20 protein-coding genes are annotated in these 23,565 nt (G+C 73.0%); 13 read left to right on the top strand and 7 right to left on the bottom strand.

Features of this window, described 5'->3' with window-relative positions; all coding sequences use genetic code 11:
- Positions 1-4: 4 nt before the first annotated feature.
- Positions 5-2,194 (top strand): OmpL47-type beta-barrel domain-containing protein, encoded by a 2,190-nt coding sequence (locus IE258_RS27900; protein WP_189748147.1) that lies wholly within the window; start codon positions 5-7, stop codon positions 2,192-2,194.
- 16 nt (positions 2,195-2,210) lie between these two features.
- Here the strand turns inward: IE258_RS27900 and ligD are convergent, their stop codons facing one another.
- Together ligD and IE258_RS27910 are read right to left on the bottom strand one after the other, a co-directional pair.
- Positions 2,211-3,236 (bottom strand): non-homologous end-joining DNA ligase, encoded by a 1,026-nt coding sequence (ligD, locus tag IE258_RS27905; protein ID WP_189747889.1) that lies wholly within the window; start codon positions 3,234-3,236, stop codon positions 2,211-2,213.
- 93 nt (positions 3,237-3,329) lie between these two features.
- A complete protein-coding gene (locus tag IE258_RS27910; RefSeq protein ID WP_189747891.1) occupies positions 3,330-3,668 on the bottom strand; it encodes a hypothetical protein in 339 nt (112 codons plus the stop codon).
- Positions 3,669-3,871: 203 nt separating this feature from the next.
- On the opposite strand from IE258_RS27910, the gene IE258_RS27915 reads away from it, so the two are divergent.
- The gene (locus IE258_RS27915; protein WP_189747893.1) at positions 3,872-4,939 is read left to right on the top strand and encodes an ATP-dependent DNA ligase; all 1,068 of its coding nucleotides are present in this window, start codon (positions 3,872-3,874) and stop codon (positions 4,937-4,939) included.
- A gap of 19 nt (positions 4,940-4,958) precedes the next feature.
- On the opposite strand, the gene IE258_RS27920 is transcribed toward IE258_RS27915, so the two are convergent.
- Positions 4,959-6,149 (bottom strand): zinc-dependent alcohol dehydrogenase, encoded by a 1,191-nt coding sequence (locus IE258_RS27920; RefSeq protein ID WP_189747896.1) that lies wholly within the window; start codon positions 6,147-6,149, stop codon positions 4,959-4,961.
- A gap of 224 nt (positions 6,150-6,373) precedes the next feature.
- On the opposite strand from IE258_RS27920, the gene IE258_RS27925 reads away from it, so the two are divergent.
- Positions 6,374-7,351 (top strand): DUF3048 domain-containing protein, encoded by a 978-nt coding sequence (locus IE258_RS27925; RefSeq protein WP_189747898.1) that lies wholly within the window; start codon positions 6,374-6,376, stop codon positions 7,349-7,351.
- Between the two features lie 15 nt (positions 7,352-7,366).
- Here IE258_RS27925 and IE258_RS27930 read toward each other — a convergent pair whose 3' ends face one another.
- Positions 7,367-7,831, bottom strand: coding sequence for a MarR family winged helix-turn-helix transcriptional regulator (locus IE258_RS27930; RefSeq protein WP_159325818.1), 465 nt, complete (start codon positions 7,829-7,831; stop codon positions 7,367-7,369).
- A 208-nt stretch (positions 7,832-8,039) separates the two neighbouring features.
- Between IE258_RS27930 and IE258_RS27935 the strand changes: the two genes are divergently transcribed.
- The 7 genes from IE258_RS27935 to pcaDC are packed head-to-tail and all read left to right on the top strand — an operon-like array spanning position 8,040 to position 14,562.
- Positions 8,040-8,822: a CoA transferase subunit A gene (locus IE258_RS27935; protein ID WP_189747900.1), complete on the top strand. Its 783-nt coding sequence runs from the start codon at positions 8,040-8,042 to the stop codon at positions 8,820-8,822.
- Positions 8,822-9,475, top strand: coding sequence for a CoA transferase subunit B (locus tag IE258_RS27940; RefSeq protein WP_189747902.1), 654 nt, complete (start codon positions 8,822-8,824; stop codon positions 9,473-9,475). Before IE258_RS27935 ends, IE258_RS27940 begins: the two co-directional genes overlap by 1 nt.
- Positions 9,472-10,674: a thiolase family protein gene (locus IE258_RS27945; protein WP_189747904.1), complete on the top strand. Its 1,203-nt coding sequence runs from the start codon at positions 9,472-9,474 to the stop codon at positions 10,672-10,674. Before IE258_RS27940 ends, IE258_RS27945 begins: the two co-directional genes overlap by 4 nt.
- 17 nt (positions 10,675-10,691) lie before the next feature.
- On the top strand, positions 10,692-11,465 hold the full coding sequence (gene pcaH / locus IE258_RS27950; protein ID WP_189747906.1) for a protocatechuate 3,4-dioxygenase subunit beta: 774 nt from the start codon (positions 10,692-10,694) through the stop codon (positions 11,463-11,465).
- 6 nt (positions 11,466-11,471) lie between these two features.
- Positions 11,472-12,077, top strand: a complete 606-nt coding sequence (gene pcaG, locus IE258_RS27955) for a protocatechuate 3,4-dioxygenase subunit alpha (RefSeq protein WP_189747908.1) — start codon at positions 11,472-11,474, stop codon at positions 12,075-12,077.
- The gene (gene pcaB, locus IE258_RS27960; RefSeq protein WP_189747910.1) at positions 12,074-13,438 is read left to right on the top strand and encodes a 3-carboxy-cis,cis-muconate cycloisomerase; all 1,365 of its coding nucleotides are present in this window, start codon (positions 12,074-12,076) and stop codon (positions 13,436-13,438) included. The genes pcaG and pcaB overlap by 4 nt, the downstream gene beginning before the upstream one ends.
- Positions 13,435-14,562, top strand: a complete 1,128-nt coding sequence (gene pcaDC / locus IE258_RS27965; RefSeq protein ID WP_189747912.1) for a bifunctional 3-oxoadipate enol-lactonase/4-carboxymuconolactone decarboxylase PcaDC — start codon at positions 13,435-13,437, stop codon at positions 14,560-14,562. The genes pcaB and pcaDC overlap by 4 nt, the downstream gene beginning before the upstream one ends.
- Before the next feature lie 26 nt (positions 14,563-14,588).
- On the opposite strand, the gene IE258_RS27970 is transcribed toward pcaDC, so the two are convergent.
- Positions 14,589-17,267: an ATP-binding protein gene (locus IE258_RS27970; RefSeq protein ID WP_189747914.1), complete on the bottom strand. Its 2,679-nt coding sequence runs from the start codon at positions 17,265-17,267 to the stop codon at positions 14,589-14,591.
- Between the two features lie 263 nt (positions 17,268-17,530).
- Between IE258_RS27970 and IE258_RS27975 the strand changes: the two genes are divergently transcribed.
- A complete protein-coding gene (locus IE258_RS27975) occupies positions 17,531-18,574 on the top strand; it encodes a DUF2510 domain-containing protein (RefSeq protein ID WP_189747916.1) in 1,044 nt (347 codons plus the stop codon).
- A 168-nt stretch (positions 18,575-18,742) separates the two neighbouring features.
- On the opposite strand, the gene IE258_RS27980 is transcribed toward IE258_RS27975, so the two are convergent.
- The gene (locus IE258_RS27980) at positions 18,743-19,357 is read right to left on the bottom strand and encodes a TetR/AcrR family transcriptional regulator (protein WP_159325808.1); all 615 of its coding nucleotides are present in this window, start codon (positions 19,355-19,357) and stop codon (positions 18,743-18,745) included.
- A 203-nt stretch (positions 19,358-19,560) separates the two neighbouring features.
- Here IE258_RS27980 and IE258_RS27985 point away from each other — a divergent pair, with 203 nt between their 5' ends.
- Complete coding sequence (locus tag IE258_RS27985; RefSeq protein WP_189747918.1) at positions 19,561-20,376, top strand: phosphatase PAP2 family protein; 816 nt, start codon at positions 19,561-19,563, stop codon at positions 20,374-20,376.
- Positions 20,373-21,329, top strand: coding sequence for a DMT family protein (locus IE258_RS27990; protein WP_189747920.1), 957 nt, complete (start codon positions 20,373-20,375; stop codon positions 21,327-21,329). Before IE258_RS27985 ends, IE258_RS27990 begins: the two co-directional genes overlap by 4 nt.
- Before the next feature lie 34 nt (positions 21,330-21,363).
- On the opposite strand, the gene IE258_RS27995 is transcribed toward IE258_RS27990, so the two are convergent.
- Positions 21,364-23,427, bottom strand: a complete 2,064-nt coding sequence (locus IE258_RS27995; protein WP_189747922.1) for a phosphocholine-specific phospholipase C — start codon at positions 23,425-23,427, stop codon at positions 21,364-21,366.
- Positions 23,428-23,565: the final 138 nt, after the last annotated feature.

Genomic DNA, 23,565 nt, shown 5'->3' on the forward strand with positions numbered 1-23,565 from the left:
AAGAATGTGGGCCGCGCTGCTGGCCGGCCTGCTGATGGTGCTCGGACTGCAGGCGACGTCCGCCTCCGGGCAGCCCGCGAAGGCACCCGCCGCGGCCGCCGCCGACCAGGTGCTCACCTGGACGGCCGGTGACGACATCACCAAGTACACGTCGGCGCCCGAGACGGCGGTGGCCGGCCCGGCCACGATCGTCTTCGAGAACAGTGAGGCCACCGGCAACACCACCGGCATGCCGCACACGCTGACGTTCATGACCAGCGATCCCGCGTACAACCAGGACGTGCAGCTGAACATCCTGGCCAACCCGAACGACGCGGAGGGCGGCAAGCACACCGCAGAGGTCACCCTCACCCCCGGCAAGTACATGTACCACTGCACGATCCCGGGCCACGGCCAGATGACGGGCGTGCTCGTGGTCACCGAGGGCGGCGGCGGCGAGGACACCACGGCGCCCGCGACCTCGGCCGAGGTGGGCGGCACGCAGAACGCCGAGGGCGCGTACGTCGGTTCCGCGACCGTGAGCATCGCCGCCACCGACGAGGGCGGCTCGGGCGTGGAGCGGATCGAGTACGCGATCGGTGCCGACGGCGCCTGGCAGCCGTACACCACGCCGGTCGTCGTCGACCAGGTCGGTGAACACGTGGTGCGTTACCGGGCGTTCGACAAGGCGGGCAACGCCGCCGAGGAGAAGAGCGTCACGTTCGCCGTGGCCGCGCCGGACACCGACGACACGACCGCGCCGGAGACCTCGGCGACGGTCAGCGGTGAGAAGAACGCGGACGGGGCGTACATCGACATGGCGACGGTGACCGTCACCGCCTCCGACACCGGTTCCGGCGTCAACACCATCGAGTACGCGGTCGGCGACGGCGCCTGGACGGCGTACACGGCGCCGGTCATGGTGCACGAGGTCGGTGAGCACACCGTGCGCTACCGGGCCACCGACAAGGCGGGCAACGTCGCCGCGGAGAAGAGCGTCGCCTTCACCGTGGCCGCCGCTCCCCCGCAGGACACCACCCCGCCGGTGACCGGCGCGACCGTGGACGGCACCAAGAACTCCGACGGCGCCTACGTCGGCAGCGCGAAGGTGACCGTGAACGCCGCGGACGAGGGCGGTTCCGGCGTCGCCGGTGTGGAGTACTCGCTGGACGCCGGGCCCTACCTGGCGTACACCGACCCGGTGGTCGTGGACCGGGTGGGCCGGCACACCGTGGCGTACCGGGCGAGCGACAAGGCGGGCAACACCTCCGAGCCGCTGACCGTGAGCTTCTCGGTGGTGGCGGCCCAGGTGCCGCCGCCGCCCTGCCCGGAGTACGACGAGCGCCAGACGGTGATCGTCGGCACGGTCGACACGGGGGTGCCGAACCGGGTGACCAACAACCGGTGCCGGATCAACGAGATGATCGAGGACGAGAAGGAGTGGACGTCCCAGGCGCTGTTCCTCAAGCACGTCCGTGAGGTCATGGACGGCCTCCTGGACGAGGGCGTCGTCGACAAGCGGGAGTACCGGGCGATCAACAAGGCCGCCAAGCAGTCGAAGATCGGGCTGCCCGGCCAGACCGAGGGCTACCGCACGATCCTCGACGGCACCCAGGACTCCTTCGCCAAATGGGAGCAGGTGGGCGGCGGTTCGTTCGGGCTGAACCCGGACGGGTCGATCACGTCCAGCACCAGCACGCCCGGCATGGGCATGCTGTGGTTCCCCGAGCGCAAGTACGGCGACTTCTCGCTCAAGCTCCAGTGGCGTGACGACGCGGCGGGCACCACGAACACCAACGGCGGCGTCTTCGTGCGCTTCCCGCAGGTGCACGACCACCCGGAGGAGTCCCGACCGGAGTGGGTCGCCATCAAGTACGGGCACGAGGTGCAGGTGTTCGACAGCCCGACCGGCGACATGTACAAGACGGGCTCCCTCTACGGCTTCGACCGGGTCGGCCTGGCCGGCGCGGGCGTGACGGAGAAGGGCACCTGGAACGACTACGAGATCCGGGTGGTGGACCAGCACTACTCGGTCTACCGCAACGGCGTGCTGATCAACGAGTTCGACAACTTCGGTGGCCAGACCTTCTACCCCGAGCGCTCGGACGACCCGGGCACCGACGGGCGGCGGTTCGCCTCCGGCTACATCGGACTCCAGGTGCACAGCACCTCGGACGTGGTCTCGTACCGCGACGTCCGGATCAAGGACCTCTAGGGGTCCGCGTCGTGGCTCAGTCCGGGCCGGGAGCCTTCTTCCTGGCCCGGCTGGGCTGGACCCGGCTCGGCTCGCCCGGCATCTTCGGATACTCGGGCGGGTACGGCAGATCACCGAGCCCGTGGTCGTGCTCGTCCTTCGTCGCCAGCTCCAGCAGCGCGTCGAGGGAGTACCGCACGTCGTCCATGCCCGCGTGCACGTCGCCGAGTTCGGCGAAGCGCGCGGGCATCGTCGTGATGTCGAAGTCCTGCGGGTGCGCGACGCCCACCTCGTCCCAGGTCAGCGGGGCGGAGACGGGCGCGTGCGGGCGGGGCCGCACGGAGTAGGCGGAGGCGATGGTGCGGTCGCGGGCGGTCTGGTTGTAGTCGATGAAGATGCGCTCGCCGCGCTCCTCCTTCCACCACTTGATGGTGACCCGGTCGGGCATCCGGCGTTCCATCTCGCGGCCGACGGCGATGGCGGCGCGCCGCACCTGGGTGAAGGTCCAGCGCGGCTCGATCGGCACGAAGACGTGGATGCCGCGCCCGCCGGACGTCTTGGGCCAGCCGCGCAGCCCGCCGAACTCCTCCAGAACCGCGCGCAGTTCGTGGGCGGCACGGGCGGCGTCGTCGTAATCCGTCCCGGGCTGCGGATCGAGGTCGATGCGCAGTTCGTCGGGGTGGTCGACGTCGTCGCGGCGCACCGGCCAGGGATGGAAGGTGAGGGTGCCGTACTGGGCGGCCCACAGCACGGCCGCCTCCTCGGTGGGACACATCTCGTCGGCGCTGCGCCCGCTGGGAAAGGTGATGTGCGCGGTCGGGATCCAGTCGGGCATCCCCTTGGGCGCGCGCTTCTGGTAGAACCACTCGCCGGTGATGCCGTCCGGGTACCGCTGCAGGGTGGTGGGCCGGTCGCGCAGCGCACGCAGGACGCCCGGGGCGACGGCCTGGTAGTACCGGGCCACATCCAGCTTGGTGTACCCGCACTCCGGGAAGAACACCTTCCCCGGGCTGGACAGCCGCACGGCCCGCCCGCCCACCTCCAGCTCCACCGCTTCCACCATGCGAGCCACGGTAGGCCCAGCACCTCCGCTTCGCATATCGGATGCCGGGGGCGAAAGAACACGCATGATCCGGCCCGCCCGGGCGCCGGGAGGCTACTTGCCGACACTGATCCTGTCGTTGTCGAGGAGCACGGCGTGGGTGGCGGCCGTGATGATCAGCAGGGCCAGGAGGAATCCGGGGACGGGGTTGGTGTCGTCGGGGTCCGGGCTGATCGCAAGGGCGACGGAGAAGAAGGCGACCTCCCCCACGACGTACACACCTGCCAGCCACGGCTTCACCACGCCCTTGACCGCGGCCACGACGAACGGAACGGCGGCGGCGAGTCCCAGCGTGATGATCGGGACCAGCGTCCAGACCACCTTGGCCAGGGTCGACCCGTACATACGGGGGCGCACAGGCGTGAGCGGGGCGTTGAGGTAGGGACTGGCCACGAGTTCTCCCGTTGTGTCGACGACGTGCAGGAAGCGTGATGCAGCGGTGGCGACATGTCAGGTGGTTCGACCGGCGCAACACGATCGAGTGATCGGGGCGGGAATGTTGTTGTCGATCAAGCTGCTCGCGACGAGTCCTCCAGCCGGGGCTGGGCGTGGCGCCCGACAGGCGGGAAAGCGCCGGCGGCGTACAGAATCGGAGCATGGATCTGCCTGTCATGCCGCCCGTGAAGCCGATGCTTGCCAAGTCCGTGGTGAGGATTCCGCCGGGGATGCACTACGAGGCGAAGTGGGACGGGTTTCGGGCGATCGTGTTTCGCGACGGGGACGAGGTGGAGCTGGGGAGTCGGACGGGCAAGCCGTTGACCAGGTACTTCCCGGAGCTGGTGGCGGCGGTGCGGGAGCGGTTGCCCGAGCGGTGCGTGGTGGACGGGGAGATCGTGATCGCGCGGGACGGGCATCTGGACTTCGACGCGCTGACCGAGCGGATCCATCCGGCGGACTCGCGGGTGCGGACGCTGGCGGAGCGCACGCCGGCCTCGCTGGTCGCCTTCGATCTGCTGGCGCTGAACGACGAGTCCCTGCTCGACGTGGGGCTGGCCGATCGGCGGGCGCTGCTGGTGCGGGCACTGTCGGGGGTGACGCCGCCGGTGCACGTGGCGCCGGCGACGGACGACATCGAGGTGGCCCGGCGGTGGTTCGAGCAGTACGAGGGTGCCGGGCTCGACGGCGTCGTCGCCAAGCCGCTCGATCTGCGCTACCGGCAGGACGAGCGGGCCATGTTCAAGATCAAGCACGAGCGCACGGCGGACGTGGTCGTCGCCGGGTACCGCTTCCACAAGAGCGGGCCCGTGGTCGGCTCGCTGCTGCTCGGGCTGTACGACGACCGGGGTGTGCTCCAGCACGTGGGGGTGAGTGCCGCCTTCACCATGAAGCGCCGGGCCGAGCTGGTGGAGGAGCTGGAGCCGCTGCGCATGGACGACGCCGCCGGGCATCCGTGGGCCGCCTGGGCCGAGGAGGCCGCGCACGAGTCGGCCCGGCTGCCGGGCGCGCCGAGCCGCTGGTCGGGCAAGAAGGACCTGTCCTGGGTGCCGCTGCGGCCCGAGCGGGTCGTCGAGGTGGCGTACGACCACATGGAGAACGGGGCGCGCTTCAGGCACACGGCCCGCTTCCGCCGCTGGCGCCCGGACCGGACCCCCGAGAGCTGCACCTACGCGCAGTTGGAGGAACCGGTCCGATACGACCTGGCGGAGATCCTCGGCGGGTCCTGACGCGCCGGCGCCCCGGCTCCTACGGCTTCATCAGCACCTTGACCGCGCCGTCCTGCTTCTTCTGGAACATCTCGTAGGCGTGCGGCGCGTCCGCCAGCGGCACCCGGTGGGTGGCGAAGCCGTCGACGCCGAGCGGGTCCTGGTCGGTCAGGTACGGCACGATCTCGTCGCTCCAGCGGCGTACATTGGCCTGGCCCATCCGCAGCTGGACCTGCTTGTCGAACAGGGTGAGCATCGGCATCGGGTCGGCCATGCCGCCGTACACGCCGGACAGCGAGATCGTGCCGCCCCGGCGCACCAGGTCGATCGCGGTGTAGAGGGCGGCGAGCCGGTCGATGCTGAACCGCTCGGCCAGCGGCCCGCCGATGGCCCGGGGCATCACCGCCGCGGTCTGCTGCACCAGCTTGGCCACGGCGCCGCCGTGCGCCTCGGTGCCGACCGCGTCGATCACGGCGTCGGGGCCGCGGCCGTCCGTCCGGTCCTGGATCGCGGCGACGAGTTCCTTCTCGTTGTCGAAGGACCGCAGGTCGAACGTTTCCACGCCCCGTTCGCGGGCCCGCTCCAGCCGCTCCGGCACGAGGTCCACGCCGAACACCTTGTCGACTCCCTTGAGGCGGGCGATCCGGCACGCCATGTCGCCGATCGGGCCGAGGCCGAGCACGGCGACGCTGCCGCCCTGCGGGACGGACGCGTACTCGACCGCCTGCCAGGCGGTGGGCAGCACGTCGGAGAGGTAGACGAAGCGGTCGTCGGCCGGGCCCTCGGGCACCTTGATCGGGCCGTACTGAGCCTGCGGCACCCGCAGGTACTCCGCCTGGCCGCCGGGCACCGCGCCGTACAGGCGGGTGTAGCCGAACAGCGGGGCGCCCATGCCCTCGCCGGTGACCTGGGTGGTCTCGCACTGGGTCGGCAGCCCGGTGTCGCACATGTAGCAGTGTCCGCACGCGATCTGGAACGGCACCACGACCCGGTCGCCCGGCTTCAGGTTCGTCACCTCGGATCCGACCTCCTCCACGATGCCCATGGGCTCGTGGCCGAGGATGTCGCCCGGTGTCATGAACGGCGTGAGCACTTCGTAGAGGTGCAGGTCGGAGCCGCACAGCCCGGAGGAGGTGACGCGGATGACCGCGTCGGTCGGCTCCTCGATCCTCGGGTCCGGCACCTCCTCGACCCGCACGTCCCGCTTGCCCTGCCATGTCACTGCCTTCATCGCCCCGCGCTCCCTCCGTCGCCGTGCGCGTCGGTTCTGCGTGGCGGCCGGGTACCCCGGGGTTCCCGTCGCCGAACCCGGCGGTCTTTTCGGCCGAACAGCGGATTATCTGCCTCGTTCCGTGTGCCGTATCGGATTCAGTCAGGTATGGCACTAAATGCTTCAAGAAGCGCACAATCAATGACACGGGATGGGTGGACGGGATGGTCGGGATGCAACGCGGTATGCGGCGAGGGACGCGGATGCGAAGGGAGCGCCGGTACGCCGCCCTGCTGACGGCGGCGGTGGCGGTCTCACTGGCCGCCGCCGGCTGCACGGCGGGACCCGGCGCGAAACAGGACGGGCGGGCGCCGGAACCGGAGCGCTCACCCAGCGCCGCCCCCGCTTCGGGACCGGTGCTCGCCGTGAAGGTCGACAACGTGCGCGAGGCCCGCCCGCAGACCGGCCTGGAGGCCGCGGACGTCGTCTACGCCGAGCCGGTGGAGGCCGGACTGAGCCGGCTGATGGCGATCTACGCGACCGAGCTGCCCGCGTCGGTGGGGCCGGTGCGCAGTGCCCGCGAGTCCGATCTGGAGCTGCTCGGCCAGTTCGACCGGCCGGTGCTGGCGTTCTCCGGTGCGCAGAGCAAGCTGCTGCCGCTCATCGACAAGGCGCCCCTGCGTGCCGAGCCGCCCGGCGAGGACTCCGACGCCTACGTCCGCGCCGCGGACCGGCAGGCCCCGCACAACCTCTACCTGCGACCGGGCGAGCTGCTCCGAAAGCCCTCGGGGGGCGCGGCCCTCACCACCGGCTTCACCTACGGCAAGGCCCCGGCGGGCGGCCGGGCGGAGTCCACGCGCACGGTGCGCTATCCCTCGGCGAGCTTCACCTTCACCTGGTCCGGGAGCCGGGACCGGTGGCTGGTCTCGATGGACGGCTCCCCGGCCCGCACGGCGGACGGCGGGCGGCTGGCCCCGGCCACGGTCGTCGTGCAGCACGTGAAGGTGCGCGAATCGGACTTCCGCGACTTCCGGGGCAGCAACTCGCCCTACGTCGAGTCGGTGGGCTCCGGGGAGGCGGAGGTGCTGCGCGACGGGCGCGCCTACGACGCGACCTGGAAGCGGGGGGCGGCCGCGGACGGCACGACCTTCACCACCGGGGACGGAAAGCCGCTGAATTTCGCCGAGGGCCAGGTGTGGGTCGTCTTCGCCGGGCGCTCCTGAGGGGAAAGTCCCTCGTCAGCCGGGTGCCGCCGTCGGCTCCGCCGGGTTGCGGAGCCCTTCCGCGGCGTCCGCGACCCGGCGCATGAGGTCGATGAAGACCGCCTGCTCGTCGGCGGCGAGCGGGGCGAGGAACACCTGGTTCATGCGGGCGACGCGGACACCCAGTCTGCGGTGGACGCGCAGGCCCTCGTCGGTGAGCCGGAGCAGGGACCGGCGGCCGTCCTGCGGGTCGCGGACCTTGTCGAGCAGCCCGCGGCGGCCGAGCCGGCTGACCACCTCGGCGATGGTGGAGCGGTCCAGGCCCACCCGCTCCCCCACGGTGCGCTGGTCCAGGCCCGGCTCGGCGACCAGGGCGTTGAGGACGGCGTACTGCGGCGAGGTGGTCTCCTCGGAGACCATCGTGTTCCACAGCAGGTAGTGCGCCTGCTGCAGCCGCCTGGCCAGGTGGCCGGGGTGGGTGGTCAGATCGACCGCTGCCATGCGCGCGCTCCCATGGTCACTTTCATCGGTGCACTGACGATACATGGCACGAGGCACGAACGCCCGAGAACGCCATACACGATCTACCTCGCATTTTGTGGGTCTTGACGCCCCGGCCGTCCGGTGGCAGCGTGTGGGAAACCTCGCTGAAATACTCAGTGCCCTGACTATCTGCTCCGGGGCGCGCGGACGAGATGGGGCTTCTCGGATGGACAAGGTGGTGGCCACGGCCGGTGCGGCGGTGGCCGACGTGCCCGACGGCGCGTCGCTCGCGGTGGGCGGTTTCGGGCTGAGCGGTGTGCCGAACGTGCTGATCCAGGCGCTGTACGAGCGCGGGACCGGCGGGCTGTCGGTGGTCTCCAACAACTGCGGGGCGATGGACTCCGGGCTGGCCGTCCTGCTCGCCGCCGGGCGCATCGCCCGGGTGACCGGGTCCTACATCGGCGCGAACAAGGAGTTCGCGCGCCAGTACCTCGGCGGGGAGCTGGAGGTCGAGATGATCCCCCAGGGCACCCTGGCCGAGCGGCTGCGGGCCGGTGGCGCGGGCATCCCCGCCTTCTACACCCCCGCCGGGGTCGGCACCCAGGTCGCCGACGGCGGGCTGCCGTGGCGGTACGACGGGTCCGGCGGCGTCGCGCTGGCCTCGCCGCCGAAGGAGGTCCGCGAGTTCGACGGGACGGAGTACGTGCTGGAGCGCGGCATCCGCACGGACTTCGCGCTGGTCCGCGCGGCCAAGGGCGACCGGCACGGCAACCTGGTCTTCGCGAAGTCGTCCCGCAACTTCAACCCGCTGGCCGCGATGGCCGGGCGGGTGACGATCGCCGAGGTGGAGGAGCTGGTCGAGCCCGGCGGGATCGACCCGGACGCCGTGCATCTGCCGGGCATCTTCGTCCAGCGGGTCGTGGCCCTCACCCCGGAGCAGGCCACCGACAAGAAGATAGAGCGGCGTACGATTTCCGCGCCTCCGGCACGAGGGACGGTGACTTCCTGATGGCCTGGACGCGTGAAGAGATGGCCGCCCGGGCCGCGCTGGAGCTGGCGGACGGCCAGTACGTCAACCTCGGCATCGGCCTGCCCACCCTGATCCCGAACTACCTCCCCGAGGGCGTCGAGGTCACCCTGGAGTCGGAGAACGGCATCCTGGGCACCGGCCGGTACCCGACCGAGGCCGAGGTGGACCCCGACCTGATCAACGCGGGCAAGGAGACGGTCACCGTCCGGCCGGGCGCCGCCTTCTTCGACTCGGCCCTGTCCTTCGGCATGATCCGCGGCGGGCACATCGACGTGGCGGTGCTCGGCGCGATGCAGGTCTCCGCCTCCGGCGACCTCGCGAACTGGGCGATCCCGGGCAAGATGATCACCGGGATCGGCGGCGCGATGGACCTCGTCCACGGCGCCCGCACCGTCATCGTGGTCATGACCCACACCGCCAAGGACGGCTCGCCCAAGATCCTCGAGGAGTGCGCCCTGCCGCTCACCGGCAAGGCGTGCGTCAACCGCGTCATCACCGACCTCGGCGTCCTCGACGTCACCGACGACGGCCTGGTCCTGGTGGAGACCGCCCCGGGCGTCGACGTCGACGAGGTCGTCGCCAAGACCGATGCCAAGCTCGTCGTCGCGAAGAGCGCGGAGGGACTGAAGTGAGGGACGTCTTCATCGTCGACGCGGTGCGCACCCCGTTCGGCAAGTACAACGGGGGTCTGGCGGGCGTGCGCCCGGACGACCTGGCCGCGCACGCGATCCGTGAACTCCTCGGCCGCACCCCTGACCTGGACCCGTCCCGGATCGACGACGTGTACTTCGGGAACGCCAACGGCGCCGGTGAGGAGAACCGCAACGTCGCCCGCATGGCCGCCCTCCTGGCCGGCCTGCCCACCACCGTCCCCGGCGTCACCGTGAACCGGCTGTGCGCCTCCGGCCTCGAAGCGGTGATCCAGGCCGCCCGTGCGATCGCGGTCGGCGACGCCTCGGTCGCGCTCGCGGGCGGGGTGGAGTCGATGACGCGGGCGCCGTACGTGCTGCCCAAGTCGGACCGGCCCTTCCCGGCCGGGCACACCGAGATGTACTCGACCACCCTGGGCTGGCGCATGGTCAACCCGGCGATGGACCCGCAGTGGACCATCCCGCTCGGCGAGTCGGCGGAGCTGATCGCGGACAAGCACGGGATCACCCGCGAGCAGCAGGACGAGTACGCCCTCGCCTCGCACGGGAAGGCGGCCCGCGCCCAGGCCGACGGCCTGTTCGACGCCGAGATCACCGCCGTCCCGGTGCCGCGCCGCAAGGGCGACCCGGTGGACTTCGCCGCCGACGAGTGCGTACGCGCGGACGCGTCCCTGGAGGCGATGGCCAGGCTCAGGCCGTCCTTCAGGAAGACCGACGGCACGGTGACCGCGGGAAACGCCTCCCCGCTCAACGACGGCGCCGCCGCGCTGCTCCTGGTCGACGAGGAGGGGCTGCGGGCCACCGGACGCGAGCCGCTCGCCCGGGTCTCGGCCACCGGTGTCTCGGCGACCGACCCGCAGTACTTCGGACTCGCCCCCGTCGAGGCGGTGAACCGCGCGCTCGCCAGGGCCGGCCGGAGCTTCGCCGACCTGGACGTGCTCGAACTCAACGAGGCGTTCGCCGCCCAGGTGCTGGGCTGCGTCGCCGAGTGGCCCGAGCTCGACCCCGCGGTCCTCAACCCGCAGGGCGGCGCCATCGCCCTCGGTCACCCGCTCGGTGCCTCGGGCGCCCGCCTCGCCGGCACCGTCGCCCACCAGCTCGCCCGCAAGGGCGGCGGCACCGGCATCGCCACCCTCTGCATCGGCGTCGGCCAGGGCCTCGCCCTGGTCCTCGACCGCTAGTCACCCCGGGACCCCATATGACTCTCACCCAGCACGACATCGACGCGGAGATCGCGGCCGAGCACGCCGCCTACGAGAAGCGGGTCGCCGACGGCGGCCCCGTCGAGCACCACCCGCGCCGCGACTACGCCCCGTACCGCTCCTCGGTGCTGCGGCACCCGAAGCAGCCGCCGATCGCCATCGACGTCACCAAGGACCCGGAGCTGGTGGAGCTGGCCTCCCCCGCCTTCGGCGAGCGGGACATCACCGAGATCGACAACGACCTGACCCGGCAGCACGCCGGGGAGCCGGTCGGCGAGCGCATCACCGTCTCCGGCCGCCTTCTCGACCGGGACGGCAGGCCCGTGCGCGGGCAGCTCGTGGAGATCTGGCAGGCCAACTCGGCCGGACGCTACGCCCACCAGCGCGAGCAGCACGACGCTCCGCTGGACCCGAACTTCACCGGCGTGGGCCGCACCCTCTCCGACGAGGACGGCTTCTACCGCTTCACGACCGTGCAGCCCGGCCCCTATCCGTGGCGCAACCACGTCAACGCCTGGCGCCCGGCTCACATCCACTTCTCCGTGTTCGGCTCGGCGTTCACGCAGCGCCTGGTCACGCAGATGTACTTCCCGAACGACCCGCTGTTCCCGTACGACCCGATCCTGCAGTCCGTGACGGACGACGCGGCGCGGCAGCGGCTGATCGCGACCTACGACCACAGCCTGTCCGTGCCGGAGTTCTCGCTCGGCTACCACTGGGACATCGTGCTCGACGGCCCGAACGCCACCTGGATCGAAGAAGGACGCTGACCCGCCATGACGAAGATCGACACCAGCGGCCCGGAGCAGGTGCCGCCCACGCCGTCGCACACGGTCGGCCCCTTCTACGGGTACGCCCTGCCCTTCCGCGGCGGCGAGGACATCGCGCCCGCCGGGCACCCGGACACGGTCACCGTGCACGGGTACGTGTACGACGGCGAGGGCAACCCGCTGCCCGACGCGCTGCTGGAGCTGTGGGGCCCGGACCCCGAGGGCCGGGTGCCGACCGCCGACGGCTCGATGCGGCGCGACCCCGCCTCCGGCGGCTTCCTGGGCCGCAACGGCGTGGAGTTCACCGGCTTCGGGCGCATCCAGACCGACGCGAACGGCCACTGGTACGCGCGGACGCTGCGACCGGGCGCGCGCGGGCAAAGCGCGCCGTACCTGAGCGTGTGCGTCTTCGCGCGCGGCCTGCTCGCGCACCTGTTCACCCGGATCTACCTGCCGGGCGACGAGGCGGTGCTCGCGGCCGACCCGCTGCTGGCCCGGGTGCCGGCCGAGCGCCGCGACACGCTGGTCGCCGGGGACGAGGGCCCGGGGACGTACCGTTTCGACATCCGCCTTCAGGGCGAGGGCGAAACGGTCTTCCTGGAGTTCCAGTGACATCACCTGCCGTCCCCGACCCCACCGGGAGCGACACCGACGCCGACACGAGCCTGCTCGCCCCCGGGTGGACCGGCTCGCCGGCCGCCTCGGCGACCGGTGACCGCGCGTATCTGCGGGCCCTGCTCGACGCGGAGGCGGCGCTGACCCGTGCCCAGGTGGCGCTGGGGCTCGCCCCGGCCGAGGCGGCGGACGCGGTGGGCGCGGCCGCCGCCGCCCCGGCCGCGTTCGACGCGCGCTCGCTCGCCGAGCGCGCCCGGGGCGGCGGGAACCCGGTCATCCCCCTGGTGGCCGACCTGACGCGGGCGGTCGGCGAGACGTACGGTCCGTACGTGCACCGGGGTGCGACCAGCCAGGACATCCTGGACACGGCGACGATGCTGGTCGCCGCGCGCACCCTGGACCTGCTGCTGCCCGATCTCGCCCGTACGGAAGGGGCGCTGGCCCGGCTGGCCGCCGAGCACCGGGCCACGCCGATGCCGGGCCGGACGCTCACCCAGCACGCCGTGCCGACGGCCTTCGGGCTGAAGGCGGCCGGCTGGCGCTCCCTGGTGCTGGACGCGCGGGACCGGATCACGGCGGTGCGGGACGCGCTGCCCGTCCAACTCGGCGGTGCGGCGGGCACCCTGGCCGCCTTCGGGGCGTACGGCGCGACGGATCCCATCGCGCTTCCGACGGCGTATGCCCGTGAACTCGGGCTGCGGGCACCCGTGTTGCCCTGGCACACCCTGCGCACTCCGATCGCCGACCTGGCCGGCGCACTCGCCTTCGCCGCCGGGGCGCTCGGGAAGATCGCCGTGGACGTGCTGACGCTGTCCCGGACCGAGATCGGCGAGGTCGCCGAGGGCAGCGGGGGCGGCTCGTCGGCGATGCCGCACAAGGCCAACCCGGTGCGGTCCACGCTGATCGCGGCGGCCGCCCGGCGCGCACCGCAGCTCGCGGCCACGCTGTACGGCTCACTGGCCGCCGAGGACGAGCGGCCGGCCGGGGCCTGGCACGCCGAGTGGGAGCCGCTGCGGGACCTGCTGCGGCTGACCGGCGGTGCCGCCCGGGACGCCGCGGAGCTGGCCGAGGGGCTGCGGGTGCGCCCGGACGTGATGCGGGCGCACCTCGGGCTCACCCACGGCCTGATCGTGTCGGAGCGGCTCTCGGCCGAACTTGCGCCGGTGCTCGGGCGGGCCCGCGCCAAGGAACTGCTCACCGAACTGGCGGCGCGCGCCCACGCCGAGGACCGGAGCCTGGGCGAGCTGCTCGCCGGCGTACCGGAGCTGCGGCACCTCGACCTGGCCGACCTGACCGACCCCGCCCGCTACACGGGCGCCGCTGCCGCCCTCACCGACCGTGCTCTGGAGCAACGTTGACGACCATTCTCAACCACCTGTCCGAAGGCTCGGAGTCCGCTCCCCCGCTGCTGCTCGGGCCCTCGCTGGGCACCTCGTACGCGCTGTGGGACGCGGTGGCGCCCGAACTGTCCGTCGGGCACCGGGTGATCCGCTGGGACCTGCCGGGGCACGGAGGTTCGCCGGCCGATCTGATCGGGCCCGGCGCCACCGTCGGGGACCTGGCCGACCTGGTGCTCGCGCTTGCCGACTCACTCGGTGTGCAGCGGTTCGCCTACGCCGGGGTGTCCCTGGGCGGAGCGGTGGGTCTGCACCTCGCCGTGCACCGTCCGGAGCGTGTGTCGTCCCTGGCGGTGGTCTGCTCGTCGGCGCACTTCAACGGCGCGCGGCCGTGGCAGGAGCGGGCGACGCGGGTGCGCGAGGAGGGCCTGGCACGGCTGGCGGAGAGCGCGGACGCACGGTGGTTCACCCCGGGGTTCAGCGTGCCGCGGCTGGTCCGGGACCACCGGGACGCCGACCCGGGCGCGTACGCGGCCTGCTGCGACGCGCTGGCCGCCTTCGACCTGCGGGACCGGCTGGGTGAGATCTCCGTGCCGACGCTGCTGATCGCCGGGCGCGAGGACCCGGCCACGCCGCCCGCGCACCTGCGGGAGATCGCCGACGCGGTGCCGGGTGCGACGCTGACGGAGCTTCCGGGCGCCTCGCACCTGGCGCCGGCCGAGCGCCCGGAGGCGGTGCTGGCGGCGCTGCGGGCGCACTTCGACGGTGCGGCCCGGCGGGGCATGGCGGTGCGGCGCGAGGTGCTGGGCGACGCGCACGTGGACCGGGCGCAGGGGCGGCAGACGCCGTTCACCGCCCGCTTCCAGGACTTCATCTCGCGCTACGCGTGGGGCGAGATCTGGACCGACGAGACGCTCTCGCGCCGCGAGCGCAGCATGGTCACACTGACGGCACTGGTCGCCCACGGCCACTACGAGGAGCTGGCCATGCATGTGCGGGCGGCGCGGCGCAACGGGCTGACGGCGGACGAGATCGGGGCGGTGCTGCTCCAGACCGCGGTGTACTGCGGGGTGCCGGCGGCGAACTCGGCGTTCGTGACGGCCCAGCGGGTACTGGCCGAGGAGGCGGGCGGCGTCCCGGAGTAGCCACCTCGGCGCGCTCCGCCGGTGCCTCAGCCCGCGTGTCCCGCCACCAGGGCCTGACGGGCGCGGGCCGCGAGGCCGTCGGCGCCGCAGGATTCGGCCAGCGCCAGGCCCCGGTTCAGCTCGGCCGCCGAGCGGGCCGCGATGCCGTACTCCACGCGGGCGGCGGCGTGCTCGTACTGGCAGGGCGAGGCCTCCAGGTAGGTGACGGCCTGGGCGGCGAGCCGGACCGCGCGCTGGCCCGTCTCCAGTGCGGCGGCACAGCGCAGGGCCTCTCCTATCGCCGTGTCCGTGCCGAAACGCTCGGCCTGACGGCGGGCGTCGGTGGCCAGTTGGGCGGCGCGGCCGGGATCCTCGCCGGCCAGCGCCCGGGCCAGTTCGGTCGCCCAGGGGACGACCACCGGGTTGTGCCGGCCGCGTGCGGCGGCGGCCTTCTCGGCGGCCTCCAGTTCGTTGATCCCCTCCTCGGTGCGGCCGGTGGCGAGCAGCAGCCGGGCACGCACCGGTCGGGGGTCGGGCAGCACGATCGTCGACGGGTACGGCGGGGCGAAGCCGTACTGCTCGGCGACGGTCCGGGCCTCCTCGACATGGCCGCGGGCGAGCAGGGTGTCGATCAGGTTGCAGGTCGCCGACCAGTACAGCGGCAGCCCGCGGCCGACGCGCTCGGCGATGCGCAGTGACTCGCGCAGCGACTCCTCGGCCTCCTTGAGACGGCCCCGCCTGCGGTGGCCGAGACCGACGTAGGCGTGCGCCAGGGAGAGGTGGCCGCCGCTCCAGCCGGCGCTCTCGTAGGCGCGCAGGGCCTCGGTGAACAGTGCCTCGGCGCGGTCGAGCCGGTCGGTGTAGGCGTAGGAACTGGCCAGCATCATCGGCAGTTCCAGGCCCCACTCGGTGTCGGTCCAGCCGAGTCCCGGTGCCAGGCGGCCGTTGACGAGGGCGCGGTCGCACAGTTCGACGACCTCCTCGGCGCTCTCGCCGTGGGTCATGGCGTCGAAGCCGCGCAGGATGAGCAGGGCGCGCTCGGCGTTGTCCCGGCCGGTGCAGGTGGCGGCGAGTTCGGCCAGGCGGGCGGAGCGGTGGGGTGAGGAGGTCTCGCCCGCGTGGATGCCCTCCCACATGTACTGGGCGGCCTGGAGCCGCAGCCGCGCGGAGGGGTCGGGGTTGCGGGCGGCCTCCGCCTCGACGGTGCGGACGGCCTCCTCCAACTGGTCGTTGCGGAGCAGGGCCTGGGAGAGCCGGAAGACGGCGTCCACCCGCTGCTCGCCCTCGAGGCCCGGCATGGCGAGCGCGGTGCGCAGGTGGCCGATGGTGGTGGCGGGCGCGGTGAGGAGCGTGGCGCAGCCCAGTTCGAACAGCACGCGGGCGTGGGACTCCGGCAACGGCGGTTCCTGCAGGGCCCGTTCGAGGCAGCGCCGGGCGGCGTCGGGGGCTCCGACGGCGAGGTGCTCGCGGGCGGCCTCGCGCAGCTGGGCCACGACCTCCTGGTCGTCGTCGGGGTGCACCTTGAGCAGGTGCCGGGAGGCGGCGGCCGCGCCGAGCCCGGAGTCGGCGACCAGCTGGGCCGCTATGCCGTGCATCGCCGTGCGCAGCGCGTCGGGGATGGAGTTGTAGACGGCGGTGGCGATCAGCGGGTGGACGAACTCCAGCTCGCCTGCGCCCGGTTGCCCCGCGCCGGCGTCGGGTACGGACAGGATCCGGGCGCCCCTGAGCAGTTCGGCGCAGCGGGCGGCGTCGGCGGGGTCCAGGGTGGCGAGCCTGGCCACCATGTCGACGGTGATGCCGCCGCCGAGGATGGCCGCGGCCCACGCGAACCGGGTGGAGTCGACGCCGAGTTGCTCCAGGCGGGCGACGAGACCGCCGCCGCGGGCGGTGCGGTTCAGGGCGCGCAGTTCGGCGGCCTCGGCTTCGACGGGTTGCAGTTCGCTGTCCTGGACCTTGGCGAGGAGTTCGACGGTTTCGTATGGGTTGCCGCCGGTGACGGCCCACACCTCGCGGCAGAAAGCGGCCTCGGCGTGTGCGCCCAGCGTGGTGCGGGTGAGTCCGGCCGTCGCCTCGGGGGTGAGGGCGTTCAGCGGGGCGAGGGGGCGGCCGACGGCGGTGGCCGCCTCCAGGTGACGGGCGCTGTCGCCGCTGACGTCGCCCGGGCGGCGGGCGATGACGACCAGAACGGAGGTCTCGTCGAGCCGTTCGGCCAGCGCGGCCAGCCAGCGCAGGGTCTCCTGGTCGGCCCAGTGGGCGTCGTCGATCAGCAGCACCAGCGGCCACTCCCGGCGGGCGAGCCGGCGTACCGCGGCGACCAGTCCGTCGCACACGCCCTGCGGGTCGGCCTGCCGCTCGCCGGGGTCCGCTATGCCGAGGGCGGGGCCGGCGATGTCGTACCAGTCGCCGAGGTACTCGCGGGCCTCCTCGGGGAGCATCGACACCAGTGCGGGCTGGAGCAGTTGGCGCACCACGTTGAAGGGGACGGACCTGAGGGTCTCGCCGCCGCGGGCCGACCAGACGGTGCAGCCCCTCGCCTCGGCGATGCGGCGGGCCTCGGCGAGCAGCGCCGTCTTGCCGACCCCGGCCTCGCCGCGGGCCTCCAGCAGGATGCCGGGGGACGAGCGGTCCGCGCACAGGGTGTCCACCGCGCGCGTGAGGGTGGCGACTTCCTCGTCGCGCTCCCAGAGGGAGGCTGGGACGGCGCCCGCCCGCCGTACCTCCGTCATCCCGCTACCTCCCCGAGTCGCCCGAATGACGTACAGAGCCTGAGCCTAGCCCTCCGATCGCGCAAGTGGTGGGCGCTCCGCCGACCAGTTGCCGTGACGGGTGACATGCGGTAAAGCGTGAACGACGCACCGGGCCCGTCATCAGCGGCGGTGCGGTGGGGCGCCCGTCAACCTCGCGCGGCGCGCGGCGGCCGCCGGCCCTTCCGAGCGGGTGCGACCGGGCCTCTCATCCGGCTTTCACCGACGCCTCATACGGTGGGCACATGACGCAGGCGACTCCTCCCGGGTGGTACCCGGACCCCGGACAGAAGAATGACGGTCCCGCCACCGAGCGCTGGTGGGACGGCGCGGCGTGGACCGACCAGGTGCGCGCCGCGGGAGCGGGCGCCGCGGGTGCCCCGCCCGCGCAGCCGCCGGCCGGGCCGCCGCTCCAGCCGCCGGTGCAGGACACGGCGGCCGGGCCGTATCCCGTGCACCCGGGGTATCCGGGTGTTCCCGTCCAGCCGCCGTCCGCGCGTCGGCGGCGGCTGCGTACCGGGATAGCCGTGGCGGCGGCCGTGGCGGTACTGGCCGGCATCGGGGTCGGCGTGTACGCGCTGACCGACGACGGATCGGGCGGCGACAGCGCGGCCCCCTCGCAGCAGGACCGCGGCGGTCCCGGCGACCGGAACGACCCCTTCGGCGACTCGGGCGGCGGCGACGGCGGCGGCGGCGAGGACGGCGGGTCGCCCGCCCCGGACTCCCCCGGCGAGTCGGAGCCGCCCACGGTCGACAGCGGCTCGGTGACGGACGCGCTGAGCGGGATCAGCCTGCCCATCCCGGACGGCTGGTCGGGGCAGGAGCTGCAGGTCGGCGCGCAGGTGACGTCGGACGACGCCTACAAGTGCCCCGGCGACACCTCCAAGTCCTGCACGAAGGGCGGCGCCTACTCGGCCCCCGCGATGCTGCTGAAGACCAAGGGCGACACCGCGGAGGAGGTCGCGAAGGCCGACATCGAGGCGAACGCGGAGGAGTCGTACGGCGGCGAGTCCTACGGCGGGATCACCTCGCACGACGAGCTGGCCTCCAAGGCGGTCACGGTCGCCGGGCAGAAGGGCTACCTGGTCCGCTGGAAGGCGGTCACCGCCAAGGGCTCCGACGGCTACGTCGAGTCGCTGGCCTTCCCTTCGCCGGCCGATTCCTCGCGCATCGTCGTCGTCCGCTTCGGTGTCGACACCGACCAGGAGCAGTCGGTCATCGACGAGATCACCAAGGGCATCGAGGTGGACACCTCGGCCGGCGGCGGGGGCAGCGGCCAGGACGTCTGACCGGTCCGGCGGCACCCGCGAAGGTGCCGCCGGAAAACCGTCGGCCGGGTGGGGCGCCCTTCCGCTCAGAGGGGGCCCCGCCCGGCCGGGGGTGCGCGCCGCCCCCGTCCCCACGGTGCGGCGCGGGCAGGCCACCGTCCAGTCATCCCGTGGACGGCGGCCTGGGTCTCAGGGGAGGCCGAGCGCCGGCAGCACGACGGCCTCCACGAACCGGACCAGGTACGCCGCGTCGGCCTGCTTTCCCTCCAGGACGGGCCGCATCCGCAGCATGCCGAAGAGCTGCGCGGGCACGTACTCCAGCGCCGGGTGCCCGGCCGGCACCTCGCCCCGTGCCACACCGCGCGCGAGGATCGCCCGCAGCGCGGCGATCTCCGGCTCGACGAGCGCCTCGCGCAGCGCGCACTTCAGTTCCGGGTCCTCCATGACGGCGTGGCCGAGGGCCTGGAGCAGCCCGGTGTCCTTGCCCGTCCCCTCGCCCGCGGCCGCGGCCGCCTGGCGCAGGTCGTCGGCGAGCGACCCGGTGTCGATGTCGGTGAAGCGCACCCGGCGGTTGGAGCGCAGTGCGGCGGCCACGAACTGGGGCTTGGTCTTCCACTGCCGGTAGAGCGTGGACTTGCTGCACCGGGTGCTGGCGGCGATGCCCTCCATGGTGACGGCGTCGTAGCCGCAGGAGCGGAGCTGGTCGAGCACGGCGTCGAAGAACTCCTGCTCACGCTCCGGCGTGATCTTGGAGCGGCGCGAGGTGCCGACCGTTTCCGGCCGGTACGCGTCCTGAGACGTCATCGGCTCCGCTCCTTCCCGCTCGCGCACGGAACTCCTGCTCGGTCCCGAACCCGGTGTGTCGTATGTCTATCGATACGCCAGTGTACCGGTACTCCACCGTATCGGTACACTGGCGTATCGGAACGAGGTCGTATCGATGAGAACCGTCACACGCCCCGTACCCGATGAGCCACACGCACCACCGTCAGCGAAGGGGCCGGGGGATGAATGCCCGCAGCGAGCCTGTAGAAGCGGGGCCGGACGCGCCCGCGCGCCCACCGCTCGTCCGTGAGCTGCTGCTCGTGGCCGGGCTCTTCCTCGTCTACAAGTTCGGCCGCCAACTGGCCACCGGGCACACCGCCGAGGCGTTCCGCAACGCCCACCACGTGTGGGACTGGGAGCGCGTGCTCCGGCTGCCCCACGAGGGCACGGTCCAGTCGCTGCTCCTGCACGGCGACACGCTGGTGCACGTCGCGAACACGTACTACGCCGCCGTCCACTTCCCGGCCACCCTCGCCTTCCTGGTCTGGCTCTACCTGCGCCGGCCCGCGCACTACGTCTGGGCCCGCCGGGTCCTGGCCGCCGTGACCGGCGCCGCGCTGGTGCTGCACCTGCTCTTTCCGCTCGCCCCGCCACGCATGCTGGCGGCCACCGGCCTGATCGACACGGCCCGGCTCTACGGCCCCTCGGTGTACGGGCCGCCGCGCACCGACGCGTTGTCGAACCAGTTCGCGGCGATGCCCTCGCTGCACTTCGGCTGGGCCCTGATGCTGGCCGTCGGCCTGATCGTCGCGACGCGGACCCGGTGGCGCTGGCTGTGGCTGCTGCATCCGCTGGTGACGCTGCTGGTCGTCGTGGGCACCGCGAACCACTACTGGCTCGACGTGATCGCGGCCGCGGCACTGCTCGGCCTCGCGCTGGCGGTACTGCGGCCGCCGCGGGCACGGCCGCGGACCCGGTGCGGACTGCCCCACCGGCGGGCCGAGGTCCGGCGCCGGACGTCGGCCGAGCGGCCCGAGCTGGTCGGGGCGGCCCGGTGAACGCCGCCCTCGTCGCCGTCCTGCTGTCGCTGGTGTCGGCGTGCGCCTACGCCGCCGCGGCCGTCGCCCAGGAGCGGCTGGCCTCGCGCGCCTCCGACGCCGGTCCCCTGCGGATGCTGACGTCCGGCGCCTGGTGGTGGGCGGTCGCGCTCAACGCCTCGGCCGCGCTGCTGCACGTCGTGGCCCTCAAGTACGGTCCCCTCACCGTGGTCCAGCCGCTCGGTGCGCTCACTCTGGTCGCGGCGGTGCCCCTGGGGGCGCGGCTGGCGGGCCGCAGGGTGAGCGCGATCGAGTGGCGGGGCACCGGGCTGACGCTGCTGGGTCTCGGCGCGCTGCTGCTGACCGCGTCGGGTCCGGCACCGGACGACGTGCTCAGCGTGCCGGAGGCACTGACCGTGTCCGGCGCCACGGCGGCGCTGATCGGCGTGCTGTCGTGGCCCGGCGCCCGGCCGGGGCTGCGGCACGCGACGGCGTCCGGCATCGCGTCCGGGGTCGCCTCGGCGCTCACCCAGACCGTCACGGTCGCCGTCACCGACCGGTCCGGCCCGCTGCTGAGCGTCCAGGTGATCGGCGTGGCCGTGCTGGTGGCCGCCTTCGCGACGGGCGGGCTGCTGCTGTCCCAGACCGCGTACCGGGGCGGTCTCGGCGCTCCGCTGGCGGTGGTGACCCTGGCCAACCCGGTGGCCGCCGCGCTGATCGGGCTCTCACTCCTCGGCGAGCGACTCAGGGGCGGCGCGGGCGGCGTGCTCCTCGCCCTGACCGGCGCGGTGCTGGCCGCGTGGGGAGTGCTCCAGCTGAGCCGGGCGACCCCGGAGCCGGGGCGGCACGAGCCCGCGGCACCGGTGCTCACCGGTCCGGAGCCGGATCCGGAGCCGAATCGGGCGCCGGAGGGGCCACCCCCGGCGGGGCTGGTGCCCCGGCAGCCGGGACCGGGGCACCTCACGCCGCTCTAGCTCCGCGTCCGGAAGCTCCTCGTCCGCTCGCGCCTCAGTCGGTGACGATCGCCGGGTCGCTGGTTCCCGGCCGCCCGTTCTCCACGTGCCCGGCGAAGCGGCGCAGGAAGGCCGGGTCGGTCTCGGAGGTCACCGTCACGTCGTACCAGCGGCGGCTGCGCGCGAGGTCGACGGTGTGGTGCACGGTGGCGCCGGGGCGCACGGTGAGGGTCCGGGTGCGGCCGTCGTAGGCGTTCGCGATCCGGAGCCGGGCCGTGCCGGTCCCGGTGTTGGTGAGGGTGAGCCGGAGGTCGTCGCCGCGGTGCCGTGCGGTGACCTCGGGTCCGGCGGGTCCGGCGACCTCGTTGGCGCCCCGGAAGACCCGCAGGAAGCCGGCCGGGCCGTGCACGGTCAGGTCGTAGGAGCCGCCGGAATACGCCGAGTTCCAGGTGTCCGCGAGGGTCTTGCCCGCCTCGGTGGTGTACGTCCAGGGGCCGTCGGTGCGGTTGCCGGAGGTGACGAGGAAGGCGGCGCCGGCCCGGGCACCGGAGGCGAGGGCCAGGGTGAACTTCCCGGCCGCCGTGTCCACGGCACCGTCCGCGTACGGCTCGTAGCGCAGCGGCCGGGTGGGGCGCGTCCCGCGTTCCTGCCGGGGCATGCCGGGGTCCGCGGGCGGCGTCGGACGGTAGTCCGGGTGGCGTTCGCGGTCCGGCGGCTCGTAGGCGTCGGTGTCCGGCAGCCGGGCCGGGCGGCTGTCCTTGCGGGAGAAGTCGAAGGCGGAGGTCAGGTCGCCGCAGACGGCGCGCCGCCACGGTGAGATGTTCGGTTCGTGGACGCCGAAGCGGCGCTCCATGAAGCGGATCACCGAGGTGTGGTCGAGGGTCTCGGAGCAGACGAAGCCGCCCTTGCTCCACGGCGAGACGACCAACATGGGCACGCGCGGGCCCAGCCCGTAGAAGCCCTCGCGGTGGGTGGCGCTGCCCTCGAAGACGTCCAGGGAGACGTCGACTGTGGAGCGGCCCTGCGCGGCGGACTTCGGCGGCAGCGGCGGCACCACGTGGTCGAAGAAGCCGTCGTTCTCGTCGTACGTGATGAACAGGGCGGTCTTCGCCCACACCGCCGGGTTGGAGGTGAGCGCGTCCAGGACCTGGGAGATGTACCAGGCGCCGTAGTTCGAGGGCCAGTTGGAGTGCTCGGAGAAGGCTTCCGGGGCGGCTATCCAGGAGATCTTCGGCAGCGTGCCCGCCTCGACGTCGGCACGGAGCCGGTCGAAGTAGCCCTCGCCGCTCTTCGCGTCGGTGCCGGTGCGGGCCTTGTCGTACAGCGGGTCGCCGGGCTTCGCGTTCCGGTACTTGTTGAAGTACAGCAGGGAGTTGTCGCCGTAGTTGCCCCGGTAGGCGTCGTCGATCCAGCCCCAGTGGCCGGCCGCGTCGAGGCCGTCGCCGATGTCCTGGTAGATCTTCCAGGAGACTCCGGCCGCCTCCAGGCGCTCGGGGTACGTCGTCCAGTCGTAGCCGAGTTCGTCGTTGCCGAGGACCGGACCGCCGCCCTCGCCGTCGTTGTCGGTGTGCCCGGACCACAGGTAGTAGCGGTTGGGGTCGGTGGAGCCGATGAAGGAGCAGTGGTAGGCGTCGCAGACGGTGAAGGTGTCGGCGAGCGCGTAGTGGAAGGGGATGTCCTCGCGGGTCAGGTACGCCATGGTGGTGGTGCCCTTGGCGGGCAGCCAGCGGTCGTACTTGGCGTTGTGGTAGGCGTCCTGGCCGTCGGACCAGCCGTGCGGGAGCCCTTCGAGGAACTGCATGCCGAGGTCGTCGGCCTCCGGGTGGAAGGGCAGCACCTCGGTGCCGTCGCCCTTGCGCTGGTGCCACACCGACCTGCCGTCGTCCAACCGGACCGGGTGCGGGTCGCCGAAGCCGCGGACCCCGCGCAGTCTGCCGAAGTAGTGGTCGAACGAACGGTTCTCCTGCATCAGGACGACGATGTGCTCGACGTCCTCGATCGACCCGGAGCGGTGGTTCGCCGGGAGCGCGGCGGCCCGGTCGATGCTCGCGGACAGGGCACTGAACGCCGTGGTGGCGCCCGCGAGTTGGAGGAATCGGCGCCGGTTCACTTCGGCCATGGGGTGAGGGACCTCTCGCCTTGGGGGGTTCAACCGGCCGGACGGTGCCGGGTGATGACGGAATGCGCGCGAAAGGAGTGTTCCAGGAGCAGCAAACGTCAGGGAAGGGTCCGGTGGCGCTGGTGTGAAAGTCACCGG

Origin of the sequence: Streptomyces tendae (assembly GCF_014650435.1) — a bacterium.
Classification (GTDB): Bacteria; Actinomycetota; Actinomycetes; order Streptomycetales; family Streptomycetaceae; genus Streptomyces; species Streptomyces tendae.